Source organism: Ventrimonas sp., assembly GCF_048380235.1.
Classification (GTDB): Bacteria; Bacillota; Clostridia; order Lachnospirales; family Lachnospiraceae; genus Brotaphodocola.
On the sequence record NZ_DBFCCJ010000045.1, the window covers coordinates 37,892 to 54,766 of the forward strand.

Sequence of the window (16,875 nt, forward strand, 5' to 3'; positions counted from 1 at the left end):
ACCATCTACCTTTGCGCCGAGTGCGCATCCCTGCGGAGCGCTTTTTTGTTTCATAGGACGCAATTTCCTATGAAATAAAAAAGCATTCTCCCGGGAGTTCTGCTTCCGGCATGATTTTTTTCTCTTGCCTTTTTTGCATACCCCCATAGGGTATATTGAGTATAGAAAAAATATCCGAATCTGTCAAGGGGCAGACCGGATATTTTTTCTCAATAACATTTTTCTGGCATGCCCAGCCGCACCTTCATTCCAGGCTGGAAGCGGCTCCCTGCCTGTCCAAACATGCTGACCTGCCAGTTTCTTTCTCCATCTGTTACCAGATACTCTGTATGAGATCCCATAAACTGCCGCTCCAGAATCGTACAGGAAGCGGCAGGATCTTCTGTCAAAAACAGCTCCTCCGGGCGTAAAAAGTCCGGATTTGTTTTTCCAATAAAGGCGGCAATTTCTTCATTTGCCGGTTCATAATAAATTTCTTCCGGAGTTCCGTTCTGAACAATGCATCCCTGCTTCATCACCGCAATCCTGTCAGAAAGGCTCAGTGCCTCCTCCTGATCATGAGTGACAAAGATCATGGTCATCCCGGTTTTCCGCTGAAGCCGCTTCAGCTCTCCCCGCATCCGAAGCCGGAGTGAAGCATCCAGATTGGACAGCGGTTCATCTAACAACAGCACTTTCGGCTCCGTAGCCATTGCCCTGGCAAGCGCCACCCGCTGCTGCTGACCGCCGGAAAGTGCCGTGACCGATGTCTTTGCATATTCCGAAAGACCAACAATATCAAGATATTTCTCTGCCACCGGTACTGCGTCCCGTTTCTTCATCCGATGAAAAAAGCGCAGGCCATAGCACACATTTTCCAGTACATTCATGTGCGGAAACAGAGCATAACTCTGAAAGACTGTAGACACCGGACGTTCCTCCGGCACACAGGAAGTGATCTCCTGACCATCCAGAAAAATACTTCCGGCATCCGGCTTTAAAAAGCCGCCCAGCAGATTTAAGAGGGTCGTTTTTCCGCATCCGGAAGGCCCGAGAAGTGTCAGGAGCATTCCCTTTTCCACCGCCAGATCTATCTGTTTTACTCCGTTATCTTCATCATACATCTTTCGTACAGCGGTCAGTTCCAGATACATTTCGCTTTTTCTCCTTTCCCGAAAACAAATACATGGAAGCAATATTCACTGCCGCCGTAACCAGAAGGATCATGACTGCCTGCACGGAGGCGACACCGTATCTTCCGTTTTCCACAGACTGGAACAGCTCTACGCTGGCAACATTTTTTCCGGGTGATATCAGGAAGACGATTGCGCCGGTTGCTGTCATTGCCGAAGTAAAAACGGTGACAAAACAGATCTTAAATACCTGCTTCAGCTGCGGAAATACGATCCCAAACAAAATTTCCAAAGCCGTAGCGCCCATATCTCTTGCGGCCATTTCTGTCTTTTCATCTATTGCCGCAAAGGCTCCGTTAGCCGCCTTGCATCCCACAGAAATCTGACGAAACGCGCAGTTTAACAGAATGATCCACAGGGTTCCCCGCAGCAGAAACGGCGGATGGCTGAATGCTGCCACATAGCCAAGGCCGAAAAAGGTTCCCGGTATGATATAAGGCAGGGAAGCCGCAAATTCCGCTGCTGCCATCCCCTTGATTTTTCTCCTCCTGGTATAATAAGCCAGCAAAATTCCCACAAAGCTGGAGAGAAGTCCTGCTGCCAGCGCACACACAAGGCTATGGCAGAAGGAACTCATCTGGGACCTTGGAAGGTCCCGGAAGTACTTTAACGTAAACTGAATATGCCCTGTAGAGGTATTGGAAACTGTGTTCAAAAACGTATTTCCATATTTCAGTGCCATCACGACAAAGAACGCTGCACTGCAGCCTGCCGCCAGATACGCAAGCACCGGAGGCAGACGGTAATCTCCGTTCCATTCTGTCTGCATCTTCCCTGCCCCGCTGAAGGTACCGGCTGAGGAAAGTGCCCTTCCATACAGCCAGAAAGCCGCTACTGCCGGGAGAAGAAGCAGCACGCTGATTGCCGATGCTTTACCAAGATCAGCAGAGGAAATAGCCTGAAGATAAGCCTCTGTTGCCAGCACCTTATATTTTCCGCCGATCACCACCGGTGTTCCAAAATCTGCCAGATTCATGGTGAAAAGCGTAAACAGTACCGACAGCATTCCCGGCCGGACAGCCGGAAGGATCACCAGTCGCAGGGTATGGAGCGAATCCGCCCCCAGATCCCGCGATGCCATGATCAGCCGCCCGTCTATCCCGTCAAAAAAGGTCAGAAGAAACAGCGCCGTAAAGGACAGATTTCCGATCACCTGAAGGATCACGATACCCTGCCAGCCGTACGGATTTGCGCTGATATGAAGCAGGCCATAGGTAATCAGTCCCCGTCTTCCAAACAGCATGATAAACGCCAGCGCTGACACAAAGGGTGGCGAGATCATGGTAAGAAGCAGGCAGTTTTCCATCCTTTTCCGTCTTTTCGTACTGGATGTATACAGATGCAGCGCAATGAAAAAAGCTCCTGTCATGGTAAGCACCGAGGAGACTGACGCCACCCAGAGGCTGTTTTTCAAAAGCTTCAAACTGGCGCGGGTGAAAAGCAGCCGGTAGTATTCCAGGGTAAACCTGCCGTTTTTAAACACGCTCCTTCCAATCAGGGAAATGAGCGGATACAGGATAAAAACGGCAATCCCCGCAAGCAATAAAAACAGAAGGAGCCGGTCCAGCATCTTAGCTGTCCGGCATCTTCTGCGGATGATTTTCATATCCTGTTTCATATTTTTTATGAGTCCTTTTCGCCTGCAAGCTCAGCCCATTTTTCCAGAAGAGCTTCTCTCTCAGAACCAAATAAGAGTACATCCTGCTTGATCAGCTTCGTGGTATCTACGGTTCCGATCTCTGACGGAACATCTACGTCACCGCGTGCCATAACTCTTGCATCTGCTTCTCTTAAAGCCTCCTGACCCTCTTTGGAAAGATAGTAATCCACGAATACTTTTGCCGCATCCTTGTTCTCAGAGTTTTTGAAAATTGCGATTGGCGCCGGAGTCCACGGAATCATATCTTCCGGATAAACTGCGGTAACCGGGTACTCTTTCTCCAGTGCAAAGGTGCCGCCTGTCATGGCAAGAATTCCGATTCCGTACTCGCCTGCGCATACCTTCGGACCCGGCTCACCGCCGCCCTTTGCATAGAAATCCACGTTGTCATTGATGGCAGTCCAAATCTCCCAGCCCTTCTCTTCTCCCCAGGCCTGGAGGGTTCCGTTCAGGATTGCGTACTGGGTACCGGAGATAGCCGGAGATGCCATAATGATCTCGTCTTTATACTTCGGATCTGCCAGATCTTCCCAGGTTTTCGGTGCTTCCAGTCCCTTTTCCTCCAGGACATCGTTATTTACCAGAAAGCCTGCCGGAACCAGCGCAAGTCCGGTCCAGTAACCGTCTTTATCACGATAACCTGCATCAATCGCCTCTGCTTCCGGAGATTCATACTGCTCCAGATAGCCAAGCTCAGCTGCGGAAATATAGCTGTCTACACCGCCGCCAAACCATACATCTGCCGTGGTATTTCCATTTTCGGCCTGCATCTGTGCCAGCGCTTTTCCGGTGGAAATCTCCACATATTCTACCTTGATGCCGGTCTTCTCGGTAAACGCATCGAAGGACTTCTCCGCACCGCCATAAGCCAGCATAACATTCAGGGTTGTTCCCTCGTAGGCTCTGTCATCTGCAGAGGCTTCAGTCTCCGTTTTTTCCTCCTGTACCTCGGTTTCTGCCGCTTCGGTCTGTACCTCAGTCTGGGCTGCGGTTGTCTGCGCATCTTTGGAACTGCCGCATGCAGTCAGGCTGGCTGCTGCCAGGAATGCCGCAAATGATGCTACTGCGAGTTTCTTTCTCATAATACTTCCTTCTCCTTTAAAATCGTTAAAAATCATCTACGATACGGTAGCCGTTTTCCTCCCAGACAGCCGGCTTGCAGCGTCCGCTTTTTAGCTGGGATACCAGGTCTTCCATGGTATAAACCGGATCCGGGAACCAGGTCACAAACTTACCCACCTGGGATGTCCAGTGGGCGTCACTGGCACCGATTGGCTGGAGTCCAAGCTCTCTGCAATATTTCAGAGCCATGCGGTTCGCTTCCAGATCCGTGCTTCCGTTCAGCACCTCCACACCACCAAGACCGTGAACATCTTTTAAGTGCTCCGCCAGGCCACGGTTATTGTTGCGGAACGGATGACAGGAAACGCAGAATCCGTTTCTTTCATTGACGTAATCAATAAACTCCTGGGCGCTGATCCGGTGGTCCGGGATCGCGTCAATGCCAAACGCCGTGATATCTCCCCAGAGTGAGAAAAACTCCGCCCCGACCAGCACCGGATACTGATGCTCTCTGGAATACTCTTTCACATACTCCGCCAGTCCCATACTGTCATGATCGGTGATACACACAGCGCCAAGGCCCTTTTCCCGTGCTGCCTGCACAAGCTCGTCCAGCGTCATCTGACTATCCGGCGAATAAGCGGATTCATGTAAATGAAGGTCAATGAACATTTTTTCTGTCTCCCGTAAATGATTTTGTCCTTTCATTTTATCGGTTCTCGCAGTTTTTGTCTAATTGTATTCATTAATTCATTATTGCTATTTATTTGAATTTTCAATAAATATTTTGATCATTTCCAGAGAATATCCGGTACATGAGCCTTGCCGCACTGCGCCTCCACCTGTGCTTTCAGTACATCAGCATTCTGCCCCATAGTGCCCTTCACTTCTGCTGTCAGTACCAGCTTGTTGCCATCAGCATAACGCACATAGGCGGCGGCTTCCTCCACACCCGGCACCTGTTTTAAAGCCGTTTCGATCTGATACAGATCGTGGAACTGACGACCAGTCAGACCTTCCTGCATGATGGTCCTGCCACCCTGCTCCAGAAAATCCAGGGAACCGTCCGGCAGGATTCTCGCGGTCCGCCCGCTATCGTAAAGTTTTCCAGGCCCATATGGATTGGTGATCTCATCCAGCACCTGCTCCGGTTTACAGTCCATCACATACAGCTCTCCCCAGGCACCAAACGGCTTCTTCCTGCAGTTTTCATCAAACACATAAACTTTAACCGGTTCTTTTCCATCCACGCCGGTCACCAGCTGGCCTTTCGCTGCCTGATTCAGTTTTCCCACAGTAATGGTGTAATGCAGCGGAAACAGACGGTCCGGCAGGCGGCGGCTTAAACGGCGCACCAGTGTCTCCTCCTGCATAGCATCCATCAGAGACTCCATCACCGTCAGGAAATCATGAAGCTGGCGGGTGTCAAACCGGTTCTCCCAGTAGCGCAGCTCATAGTAATAGCCCTTCGCATCAGTAAATACCTGCAGATGGAACGGCAAAGAATCCAGCTGCATGCGCTGGCGTTCTGCCGGATACCCTCCCACGGTATCGATATTTAAGATATCCCCCTGGTACTGGAAGAACATCTCATCTGCGTGCAGGTTCGATATGTAGCAGCGCATGGTATCCATGATCTGCGTTGCATTCGTCTTCAAAAGCTCCGGCACAGTCTGATCCACACCTTCCTTGTTCCGGAAGAAATAGGTAAGGAACAAAGGTCCTGCCAGACGGTTCCAGCGGCTGTCGGTTCTTCCGCTGTGAATGGAGGAGGAAACGGTATCCTTTTCGTTGCTGAACAGGCCAATGCTTAAGTTATAGGCCGTCAGGAAAAATACATTTTCCGAAACACCAAGCTTTTTACAAAATGCGCTCACATTACGGCGGTTCAGGCTCGTAAAACGTCCCTTTAAATCAGCGTCCACGCCATGCTCCAGGCTGTAGCAGTCCTTGCGGGTGAGGATGCTCTTACGAATCTTAAAGTCCTTCATCAGGCCCCGGAAATACGCCTCATTCTTTGTCCGGAGTCCTCTCGCATCCCGATCCTTTTCATCCAGGATATATTCGTAGAAGGTGTAGGTTTCCGGCTCCACAGCCCTACCGAGATAAAGCTGGTTTAAGTCCTCAAACAGCACGTTCATGGTCATACCGTCCCCCATAATATGGGCAATATCAAAGAAGAAATAATTGGCGGAATCCGTCTCATAAATACCGATATGGAACAGGTTCTCACCCTCTCCGTAAAGGTACGGATACAGCAATCCTTTTCTCGTTTCCTCCCACTGGACATTGCTTAATCTCACGATCGGAATGTCAATCTTTCTCTTATCATCACGGATGATCTGGTAACGGCCCTTTGCCATCTGGATGATGGCCTTTAGCTCCGGGTGCACCTCAAAAAGCTGCTCCACCGCAAACTTTAAGCGGCGCAGATCCGTCCGTTCGTCCAGTTTATAGAGAAACGGCAGATTTGCCGTAGTATTTCCACGCATGACATAGGCAAAATAAAGCTGCAGATTGGTTAACGGATAGACCTGCCGCACTGTGTGATCCACCTGCTCTGCGCCGGCTCCCTCCCGGGCAAATTCTTCCAGCTTCAGCACCGAAGCATGCTGTAAGAGGTCATCCAGGGTCATGGAAACCTTTAAGATCTGGTACAGATCCGTGAGTAACAGCACGCTTCCAAGGGAATCCAGTCCTGCCTCGTAGAGCTCTGTATCAATGCCAAAACGACGGTGCCCCAGTACAGCGGCAATGCAGTCATAAATCTGATTCTGAAGCTCATTTTCCGGCATACGGAAACGCTTCTCCTCCTGCTCTTCTTTCTGTTTTCCCTCCAGATACTGGCTGCGGATAATCTTTTTGGAAGAGGTTTTTGCAAAAGGAACTTCTCTTATCCTGCTGCGCAGAATGCGCTTGAACGTCGGCAGTTCCTCATTGTGTTTTTTGATAATCTGAGCCACCGTGCTCTCAATATCGGCAATATTTGCAGCTTCCGCATATTTAAAATTCGGGTATACCTCCGCACAGATCGTATCGTCCTCGCCGTACACCAGAATATCCTCGATCAGACGCTCATCCTCAAAGAGATTTTCCAGCTCCTCAGGTGCCACATTCTCACCGTTGCTTAAGATAATGAGGTTCTTTTTCCGACCGGTCAGGTACAGAAAGCCCTCCTCGTCCACATGGCCGATATCTCCCGTACAAAGCCAGCCATCCGGTGTGATGGCCTCCGCAGTCTTGTCCGGTTCCTTGTAATATCCCATCATGACAGACGGACTCTTGACCTGGATCTCGCCGTCCACGATACGCACCTCACAGCGGTCTACAATACGCCCCACGGACGCAATCTTATCCGGTCTTGTCCAGTCCGGGGAAGAAATTTTCGGGGAACACTCCGACATGCCGTAGCCCTGGGCAATAGCAATACCGAGGCGCTGGTAATTGGCTGCCAGATCCGGTGCCAGGTATCCGCCGCCGCTGATGATCTTGTGAAGCCTGGTACCAAGCACCTGCTCTTTTACCTTGCGGATGGGCATCTCCGGGCGCTGCCGGTTTAAGATAGCAATGCGGTTGTAAAGTGCCTTTGCCATCATCGGAACCATGCGGATGACCGTCGGTTCAAACAGTAATATATGCTCTGCCAGCTTCTTCATATCACGATTCAAGCAGAGGATTCCTCCATAACGCATAACGGTAAACACATCTCCATTTAAGCAGAACACATGATGAATCGGCAGGACATTTAAGTAAATTTCCCGCTCCGGATGGTTGTTGTCTGTGGTGCAGAAATTGTTGTCCATGAGGTTTCCATTGGACAGCATCACGCCCTTTCCGCGTCCTGTGGTCCCGGAGGTAAACAGGATCATGGCACACTCATCGGCCTTTGCGTCAGACTCCACATGCTGCCCCTCATAGGCTTTTAAGATCTTATCGGAGCAGTTCACATGCTTTCCATGCTGCAGGGAAATATACTCCACCACTTCCGGACATTCCTCCTGCACTTCCTCCGTCAGCAGGTGGAAATCCCAGTCATAAAACAGTACGTCCACATCGGAACGGTTTAAGCAGTCTGCCAGCTTTTGTGCGTTGAGCTGGACATCCAGCGGAATTCCGGTATCGCCTCCGCTCATCACGCCAAGCAGTACTGCCAGATAATGATGACTGCTGACTCCCAGAATACCAACCTTTAACTTGTGGCCCACCTGCGCACGCTTTTCCCTGGCCCAGGCTGCAATGGCATCACACTCTTCTGCGAATTCTTTGTAGGTTACACGGAAAATAATTCCATTTTCTTCATATTGCAAAAAAACACGGTCTCCGTGCTCTGCCGCCGCGTTGTGCACCAGATCGTAAACAGTTCTTGTGTTTTCGTAAAGCATCATATGATTCCTCCAAATAAAAAATGAGACAGATTTTATGTATCTGTCTCAAATATAACACCAGGCCCGTTATGTGTAAACCATTTGACCAGTTCGAATTTTTGAACCAAAGAAGACCTGCTGCCTTGCTTTCCACAACAGGCAAGACATTCCGTCGCGAATTTGTAGTTTCAGTCCGGGATCATGATACTCCGTACTTGTACACACTCCGGTAGAGCACATTTTTTATTGCTTCAAATGTCTCCCGCGTAATGGCCTCTCCATATGTCATAATCCGCAGCGGCACCGGGGATTTTCCTTTGGAAATGGGTGGCTGGATATAAGGATATTCGTTAAATACAAACCCATTGCGTTCATAAAAGCCAATGCGTCTGCGGGTTAATTCATCTTCCGGAAGTTCCACCTCCAGGCAGATTGGTTTCTGGTACTGTTTTACCAGTTCCTGCAGCATGGCGGAGCCGGTCCCGCTGTTGCGAAGGGCTGGATCTACTGCGAAATGCTCGATGTAGATGAAAGATTCAAATTCCCAGACGGCAAGAAAGCCTGCTGGCATATAATAAATCCGGTATTCCGGTTCTTCAAAAAGCGCAAGCTGCTCGTCATAAGGGCGATATTCGTCATCCGAGAAGCTAGCCTGCATAATGCGGTAGATTTCTGGGAAATCAGTTTCATTGATTCGTTGCAACATAAAACAACTCCTTTATACATACTCATCTTTGTCTATGAAAAAAAGAGACCTGAGTTTCGTCTGATCCGCGGTCTCTTCTCTCTCACAAAACTATTTCTACTATAGCTTTCTTCCATCTTTTCGTCAAGCAGGCATATCTGTCCGCGGTTCCGGTTCAGCCCTTTTCCTTCACCCACCCCGGCAGATAATAAATCTGCATCTTCCCGGTGGCTGCATTTCTTGTCACCTGGGCTTCGATGCCAAAGTACTTTCGGATATTTTCTTTCGTCAGCACCTCTTCCGGTGTGCCGCGGTCTACAATCTTTCCCTGGTACAGAAAAATGATCCTGTCACAGTAAAGCGCAGCCAGATTCAGGTCATGGATAGAGGAGAATACCGTGACATCCTGATTCCTTAAAATGTCCATGATCTGATACTGATAGCTGACATCCAGGTGGTTGGTCGGCTCGTCCAGGACAATGTAGCGGCTTTCCTGCATCAGTACCCGGGCCAGGAGGACACGCTGTTTTTCTCCGCCGGAAAGACTTAAATAGGAGCGTGTTTCATAGCCGCTCAGTCCTACTTCCCGAAGGCATTTTTCACAAAGCTCCCGGTCCTTTGCCGTATCTCCCTCCAGAAATTTCTTGTGGGCGTAACGTCCGAACATAACCATATCTCGAACGGTAAAATCAAATTCCAGCTGATTTTCCTGCGCCATGACCGCCAGTTCTCCCGCCAGTTTTTTAGCTGAAAGGTCCATGATATCTTTCCCATCCAGAAAGACGGTCTGCCCCTTAGGCTTATAGGTCCGGTAGATATGCTTCAGCAGTGTGGACTTGCCGCAGCCATTCGGTCCAACCAGTCCAACAAATTCCCCCTCTTTGATTTCGAGGGAAATCTGATCCAGGATCCGCTCATTTCCGATTTCATAATCCAGATTTTTTACAGCTAAGCTCATCGGCCCACACTTCCTTTCCGAATCAGATACAGGAAAAACGGAGCTCCAAAAAATGCCGCAATGACACCGATCGGAAGCTCTTCCGGCGCAATGATGATGCGGGAGATCAGATCCGCGATCATGGCAAAGAGACCACCGCCCAGAATAGACATTGGGATCAGATGCTTATGGCCGGAACCCACAAAGCCACGCATCACATGAGGCACCACAAGTCCTGCAAAGCCGATGACACCGCTGACAGAAACAACCACGCCGGTCAGCACGGTAGAGGCCAGAATGATCAGCAGCTTGATGCGTCTGGTATCTGCTCCCAGCGTCTCTGCCACATCATCTCCCAGAAGAAGAATGTCCAGCTCCCGCGCAAATAACAGAATCACTGCCATCATAACAACAGACACGATGAACACATATTTTACCCGGCTCCAGGTAGCTCCGCTTAAGGAGCCTACCATCCAGTAAAGCGCCATCTTGGTCTTATCGGAACCATTGTTAAACCCGTAAACGATCAGATTCGTCAGTGCGGAGAACAAGGCGGAAGTGGCAATTCCGGCCAGCACCAGCTGGGTAGAGGTAATCCTCCCTTTTACAGACGCAATACTCAGAGAAAGACTGATGGCCACAGCCGCACCCAGCGTCGCACCAAAAATCACGGAATAACCGCCCATAAAGCTGAACAGGCCGAGAATGATGACGCTGACTGCTCCGGCAGAGGCACCGGAAGAAATTCCCAGCACATAGGGATCTGCCAGTGGATTTTTTGTGAGTGCCTGCATCAGCACACCGCAAAGAGACAGGCCTGCTCCCACAATAAATGCCATGATAACCCTCGGAAAACGGATGTTCCAGATGATATTTTCTGTTTTCTGCTCCCAGGACACCGCAAAAATATCCTTTCCAGATGTCTTATTTGCCAGAATCTTTACGATCTCATCCGGTGACACATGGATGGCGCCCAGGGTCACGGAGATGGTCGTTACTGCCGCGATCAGAAGCAGAACCATCAGAAGTGTACCTATAAAACGTCCAGTTTCCCGGTCACTTTTTTTACTGATTTCTGATTTCATGTTTTCTCCAAAAACAGGGACTTCCCATGCAGGAAATTCCTCATATTCCAACAGTTTCTGATTAGAACTTATCCGGATACAGCTGCTTTGCGATCTCTCTGACTGCCTCTGCGGAACCTGCAGAACCCTGCATATCACTGCAGCATGCAGAATAGATTTTTCCCTCTTTGACTGCTCTTAAATCTTTGGTAAACTCGTTGGTCTCCAGGAAATTTTTCTTCTCAGAAATGTCACCGGTATAGTCCAGGATCAGAATTACATCCGGGTCACGCTCTACCACTTCCTCCCAGGACGGAGTAGCCCATCCAGCCTCAATGTCATCGAAAATGGAGATACCGCCAGCCCGCTTGATGATATCACCCGGCATACCCTGACATGCGGTAAACGGTGCATCCTCACCGGAATCGTATGCAAAAACAGTCACCGGATTCTGGTAAACATCATCCCCCAGCGTGTCTTTTACTTCCTGAAGCGTATCCTTCATAGCCTGGATCTTCTCAGATGCCACATCCTCTACTTTAAAGATTTTCCCAAGTGTCTCATAATCTTTGTACAGCTCCTCAAAGGTTGCCTTATCCGAGCATACATAAGGGAAATACATTGCGATTCCGTTGGCATCACAGAACTCTTTTCCAAAGTTTTTATCGGAAAATACAGAATCCCAGCCCATCAGGAAATCACATCCGGTTGCCACCAGCTCCTCTTTGGAAAGATTGGATATGCCCTTTCCTGCCTCTAACAGCTGCGGCACCTTATCTCTTGCCGGATACTGGGAAACAGTGCTCCAGCAGCTTCCCTTGGTGTAACCGGCCATCTGGTCTTCCAGACCGAGATCAAAGAAGAAATCTGCCATCTGATCGCCGGAAGCAACCACTGCGGACGGCTTCTCGGTGAAGGTATATTCTACGTTCTCACCCAGACCGGAACGCTCCAGGTTTAAGGTAATGGTAACCGGCTCATATGCCTCATCTGCGGTGGAATCGCCAGCTGCTTCCGTCACCTCCGTGCTGCTCTCCGCAGGCTCTGCTGCGGTGCTCTCTGCTGCCGCTGCAGCTGTTGTTGCGATATCTGCGCTCTTTGCGCCGCATCCGGCTGTCAGACCTGCAGTTATGCAGGCAGCCATAGTTAAGATTACCAGTTTCTTGTTTCTCATAATTGTTTTCCTCCTGATGTTGAAATTTTTTTTCGTATCACCCATGCAGGAACGCGATGCAAAAATGTGGCCTGCGACACATATTGACAAAATAAAAGCACCATCCGGCTTATTAAAAGTAAACCGGATGATGCACCGTATTTTTGCATCCAGGGCAGACTCCGCCCTTGTTTCCCTTGCCTTGTCATGGACCGTGACAGCAAAAGCGGAAAAAGCAGGTCTTCTGGCTTGCGCGGCAATATTGTCTGGTTTCTTCCCATTTTTCATATAAAACAGTGAAATCCAGACTGCCCTTCATGCGCTTACAGCGGCGGCACCGCACGGGACTCACACCCGTTTCCCTTTTCACCGGCCCCGAACGGCCGACACTTATTCCGTAGGATAGTTTACGGCATGAGGGAAAAACTGTCAACTGGATTTCGTTTTACCGTTCTGATATTATAATGGACTTAATCCTTTTTTTCCAGTATAATCAAATCAGAATCGAACGATAAGGAGCTATACAAATGGAACGCAATTTGACTACCGGCAGTATCCCAAAAACCATTTTCTCTTTCTCACTGCCATACTTTCTTTCCTATTTTTTACAGACCCTGTACGGCACCGCAGATCTGCTCATCATCGGACAGTTTAACTCTGTAGACAGCACCACCGCTGTCTCTATCGGCAGTCAGGTCATGCACATGCTTACCGTCATGATCGTAGGGCTGGCTATGGGCACCACGGTTATGACCGGACGTGCAGTGGGCGCGCAGGACCGCAGGCAGGTGAACCTGGCCGTCGGCAACACGGCATCTTTGTTCATGCTGCTGTCCGTTGCTCTGACCGCAATCCTGCTCTGTTTTGTAAAACCCATTGTGGCTGTCATGTCCACCCCGGAGGAAGCTGTCAGCAGTACCATCAGCTACCTGACCATCTGTTTTCTCGGTATCCCGTTTATCACAGCCTACAACATCATCAGCTCCATTTTCCGCGGCATAGGAGACTCGAAGAGTCCTATGTTTTTCATTGCGATTGCCTGTGCTTTTAATATTGCCCTGGATTATCTGTTCATCGGCGTGCTGAAGCTTGGTCCCACAGGCGCGGCGCTTGGCACCACCCTGTCCCAGACCATCAGCGTGCTGATTTCCCTGACCATGATCTGTCGCAAACGCATGATCCCGGAATTTCATTTTGCAGATTTAAAACCGGTCCGAAGCATGATGGGCAGTCTCTTAAAAATCGGATTTCCGATCGCCATGCAGGACGGATTTATCCAGATTGCCTTCATTGTCATCACCATTATTGCCAACCGGCGCGGCTTAAATGACGCTGCTGCAGTTGGCATTGTGGAAAAAATGATCAGCCTGTTTTTTCTGGTTCCGTCCTCTATGCTGTCTACCGTTTCAGCCCTGTGCGCACAGAATATTGGTGCCGGAAAGCACGATCGGGCAAGCCAGACACTGGCCTGTGCCACCACCATTGCGGTGTCCTATGGTATTGTGATTTCCATTCTCATGCAGTTTACCGGACACCATATTGTCAGCCTTTTTTCAGGCAATGCCGATGTCATCCGTCTGGGCAGCCAGTACCTGCACAGTTATATCTGGGACTGCGTTTTTGCCGGAATCCACTTCTGTTTCAGCGGATATTTCTGTGCTTACGGAGTTTCCGGAATCTCCTTTTTACACAACATTCTTTCCGTTGTCTGTGCCCGCATTCCGCTGGCCTATCTGGCATCAAAATACTATCCGGACAACCTGTTTCCCATGGGCTGTGCTGCTCCGGCAGGATCCCTGCTTTCTGTATTGATCTGCGCCATTGCCTTTGTGTGGATGAAAAAACAGCCCGGACAGAAGGCATCCTGAGCATGCAAACGGACAGAACGGCGCTGATATCAGACTTTAGAATATGATGTTATATTTCTCTGTCAGCCACCTCAGGATATCCTCAAATACCTCTTCACGGTTCACCTCATTGAGCACTTCATGGCGCGCACCGAGATACAGCTTCATTGTGATATCCTGTATGCCTACCTTTCGATACAGGGCGGCAAGCTTTTTCACGCCTTTCCCATTCTCTCCCACCGGATCCTTGTCTCCGGACAGGATCAGATACGGAATGACTGTTGGCATATAGCCCACCATTTCTGCCTTCTCGGCCGCATGGATCTCATGGAAGAAATCGCGGTAAGCACCAACAGTAAAAATAAAATCACAGCGCGGATTATTCAAAAAGCGGTCCACATACCGCTCATCTCTGGTAAGCCAGTCATAGTCCGTGCGCACCGGCTGGAATTTCCGGTTATAGTTTCCGATAGAAAGCTCATAGAGCAGACGGCTCCGGTAATGCTTTCCCTTCCGTTTTCCAAATAAAGAGGCCAGCATTTCGCCGGTAAACACCAGCGGTAAAGCCGGAAAACCGGTTCCCAGAAGGATAACTCCGTCTGGTTCTTTTCCCGGATATGCCGAAAGATAACGCCGGGTCAAAAACGAACCCATGCTGTGGCCAAGCATGATGTGTTTTGCATTCGGATAGCGTTTTGCACCATAACTGGCCACCCGGCGCATATCGCGCAGCAGAAAAGCTCCGCCGTTTTCCGCTGCAAAAAAGCCTCGGTCTTCTTTTGAAAGTTCCGTTGCTCCATAAGCAGCAGTCGATCCATGGCCAAGGCAGTCATGTCCGATCACGGCAATGCCGTGTTCAGCCAGAAAAGCGGCAAATTCCCCATAGCGGCCCATATGCTCATTCATTCCATGAACAAGCTGGACCCAGAGTTTCATTTCCGCCCTGGATTTCTGCACTGCCGGATCCGGCTTTCCTTCTGGCAAATCCGCGCGCTCCGGAGAATTCGCAACACGCCCTACAGGTTCCGGCATCCACTCCACACAGTGCAGCCTGGACTTTCCATCACTGGATGGCAGGTAAAAATCCCGTTTCTTCATATCTTATCATCACGCTCCATTTTCACATTTCATCATGAACTCACGCAAAATCTTATTTACAATCCACGCGTTTCCAATCATCGGTTCAGAATCTCCGCGATTTCCAGATTCCCATCACTATCATCATGCCACGCAACGCCCGCATCCATACCAAAACACGTTTCCGGTATTTTTTCTTTACAGTTTCCTATTTCATCCCTGCAGCATCCAGGCGCCCAGTTCCCGGTGCACCCGTGCCGGATTTTTCTCGAAAATATTCACAAAATTCATCGCCGCTCCCCGCTCCTTAAAGGCCGGATACAGAAAACCAAACTCCGGCTCTCCCGGTTCGTACTCTCCGGTCAGCGGACTAACGGTCAGGATCAGATACTCGTAAATCTCTTCAGAACCTTCTTGCCATTCCTTGTCAGTCCCCTTCACCGGCACATCGTACCGGCCATGAAACAGAAAGACCGCATACGGATATCCCGGCTGAAAATGCTCACTGAATACCTCATAAAACAGATCCAGGGACGCGTCATTTTTCATGCCATCCCGCTTGATGGCATTCAGAAGCTGCCACAGACCGCCCGGCTTTCTGGCACTGTCCGGGATGCGGTATTCCCGCAGCTGCTCGTTGGTAGTGGAAAATAGCACCGTCTTTGCAAGGTTTAAATTCTTTGTGCGCTCCGGTGTGGACAGCTTTAAAAAATTCGTATTGAAGGTTCCATCCACATAACCCTCTTCATCAAAATAAGCACCGGCAATCCGCCCCACAGAGGAGCGGGCCGGTGTCATGCGCCGGGTCAGTTCCAGCATGTCTTCGCGATTTATCATAAGGACGCTCCATAGACTTTCAAAATCTTCTCCCGCAGCATCTTTTTTGTCTCTTCACTGGCAAAGGCAGCGTCCGCCGCGTTCAGCACCACCTGCTTCTGCTGTTCTTCAGTCAGTCCAAACTCCCGTTTCAGATAATCAAACTCTTTTGACAGACAGGTGCGCTCAATGCCCATATCATCCGTATTCACCGTCACGCGGATGCCGCTCTCTAAAAAGCGCACCAGCGGATACTGCTTCATATCCGGGATGGCATGGGTCTGACGGTTACTGGTAGGACACATTTCCAGGGTGATGCCCTTTTCCCGAATCAGCTCCATCACAGATTCATCCTCCATGCTGCGGACGCCATGGCCAATACGTTTTGTTCCAGTCTGAATCGCTGCGCGTACGCTCTCCGGCCCATCTGCCTCCCCGGCATGCACGGTATACGGAATTCCTGCCGCTTTCGCTTCTTCGAACAAGTCAAGATAATTCACCGTCGGAAACAGCGCCTCCGCTCCGGCCAGATCCATGGCTGTTACACCGTGGTCCCTAACCAGGTATTTTTTCGCCAGTGCCAGGGTCTCCTCATTTGCCTTTTCATTACCCTCGCCGCGCATGCAGCACAGAATCAGGTTGCCCGGAATCGGAGCATTTTTCAGTCCTGCAACTGCCGCCTGCACCGCCTGCTCCTGGGTCATGCCGCCAAGGGTATGAAACTGCGGCGCAAAGCGCAGCTCCGCATAGATCACGCCGTCCAGTGCCATATTTTCCAGCACCAGGGTCACTGCATTCTGCAGCCCCTCCGGTGTCTGCATCAGGCGTCCCGGCAAATCAAAACACTGTAAAAAATCATTCAGACTCTCACAGGAATCCGGCACCGAAAGCAAAGTCAGAAGCTCCTTATCATTGTCCGCCGGCAGCGCAATGTTCTGCAGCGCCGCCAGTTTCTTCGCGATATCTACGGTAACACTTCCGTCCAGATGGGCGTGAAGGTCAATGTAACATCCATTCTTATTCATAAGGGTTTCACCT

Annotated in this window: 13 protein-coding genes and 1 riboswitch; of the genes, 1 reads left to right on the top strand and 12 read right to left on the bottom strand. The window is 50.0% G+C overall.

All coding sequences use genetic code 11. The features are described from left to right. Positions 1–209 precede the first annotated feature (209 nt). From ACMP1L_RS08080 to ACMP1L_RS08120, 9 genes are all read right to left on the bottom strand, one after another. Positions 210–1,133 (bottom strand): ABC transporter ATP-binding protein, encoded by a 924-nt coding sequence (locus tag ACMP1L_RS08080; protein WP_418452604.1) that lies wholly within the window; start codon positions 1,131–1,133, stop codon positions 210–212. Then, a complete protein-coding gene (locus ACMP1L_RS08085) occupies positions 1,096–2,790 on the bottom strand; it encodes an ABC transporter permease (RefSeq protein WP_418452605.1) in 1,695 nt (564 codons plus the stop codon). Before ACMP1L_RS08085 ends, ACMP1L_RS08080 begins: the two co-directional genes overlap by 38 nt. A gap of 5 nt (positions 2,791–2,795) precedes the next feature. Then, positions 2,796–3,914: an ABC transporter substrate-binding protein gene (locus ACMP1L_RS08090; protein WP_177304539.1), complete on the bottom strand. Its 1,119-nt coding sequence runs from the start codon at positions 3,912–3,914 to the stop codon at positions 2,796–2,798. Positions 3,915–3,939: 25 nt separating this feature from the next. Beyond that, the gene (locus ACMP1L_RS08095; RefSeq protein ID WP_118532856.1) at positions 3,940–4,566 is read right to left on the bottom strand and encodes a PHP-associated domain-containing protein; all 627 of its coding nucleotides are present in this window, start codon (positions 4,564–4,566) and stop codon (positions 3,940–3,942) included. A 119-nt stretch (positions 4,567–4,685) separates the two neighbouring features. Next, the gene (locus tag ACMP1L_RS08100) at positions 4,686–8,279 is read right to left on the bottom strand and encodes an AMP-binding protein (protein WP_418452608.1); all 3,594 of its coding nucleotides are present in this window, start codon (positions 8,277–8,279) and stop codon (positions 4,686–4,688) included. A gap of 178 nt (positions 8,280–8,457) precedes the next feature. After that, on the bottom strand, positions 8,458–8,964 hold the full coding sequence (locus ACMP1L_RS08105; protein ID WP_418452609.1) for a GNAT family N-acetyltransferase: 507 nt from the start codon (positions 8,962–8,964) through the stop codon (positions 8,458–8,460). Positions 8,965–9,118: 154 nt separating this feature from the next. Then, positions 9,119–9,901, bottom strand: a complete 783-nt coding sequence (locus ACMP1L_RS08110) for an ABC transporter ATP-binding protein (RefSeq protein ID WP_418452611.1) — start codon at positions 9,899–9,901, stop codon at positions 9,119–9,121. After that, a complete protein-coding gene (locus ACMP1L_RS08115) occupies positions 9,898–10,965 on the bottom strand; it encodes a FecCD family ABC transporter permease (protein ID WP_177304544.1) in 1,068 nt (355 codons plus the stop codon). Before ACMP1L_RS08115 ends, ACMP1L_RS08110 begins: the two co-directional genes overlap by 4 nt. Before the next feature lie 61 nt (positions 10,966–11,026). Continuing rightward, positions 11,027–12,118: an ABC transporter substrate-binding protein gene (locus tag ACMP1L_RS08120; RefSeq protein ID WP_418452612.1), complete on the bottom strand. Its 1,092-nt coding sequence runs from the start codon at positions 12,116–12,118 to the stop codon at positions 11,027–11,029. Between the two features lie 196 nt (positions 12,119–12,314). Continuing rightward, positions 12,315–12,506, bottom strand: a riboswitch (cobalamin riboswitch). A 118-nt stretch (positions 12,507–12,624) separates the two neighbouring features. Here ACMP1L_RS08120 and ACMP1L_RS08125 point away from each other — a divergent pair. Then, complete coding sequence (locus ACMP1L_RS08125) at positions 12,625–13,965, top strand: MATE family efflux transporter (RefSeq protein WP_418452614.1); 1,341 nt, start codon at positions 12,625–12,627, stop codon at positions 13,963–13,965. A gap of 36 nt (positions 13,966–14,001) precedes the next feature. On the opposite strand, the gene ACMP1L_RS08130 is transcribed toward ACMP1L_RS08125, so the two are convergent. From ACMP1L_RS08130 to add, 3 genes are all read right to left on the bottom strand, one after another. Next, entirely contained in the window at positions 14,002–15,042 is a 1,041-nt protein-coding gene (locus ACMP1L_RS08130) for an alpha/beta fold hydrolase (RefSeq protein ID WP_418452616.1), read from the bottom strand. A gap of 192 nt (positions 15,043–15,234) precedes the next feature. Then, complete coding sequence (locus ACMP1L_RS08135) at positions 15,235–15,858, bottom strand: DUF4317 family protein (protein ID WP_118733765.1); 624 nt, start codon at positions 15,856–15,858, stop codon at positions 15,235–15,237. Beyond that, positions 15,855–16,862, bottom strand: coding sequence for an adenosine deaminase (gene add / locus ACMP1L_RS08140; RefSeq protein WP_418452618.1), 1,008 nt, complete (start codon positions 16,860–16,862; stop codon positions 15,855–15,857). The genes ACMP1L_RS08135 and add overlap by 4 nt, the downstream gene beginning before the upstream one ends. Positions 16,863–16,875 lie beyond the last annotated feature (13 nt).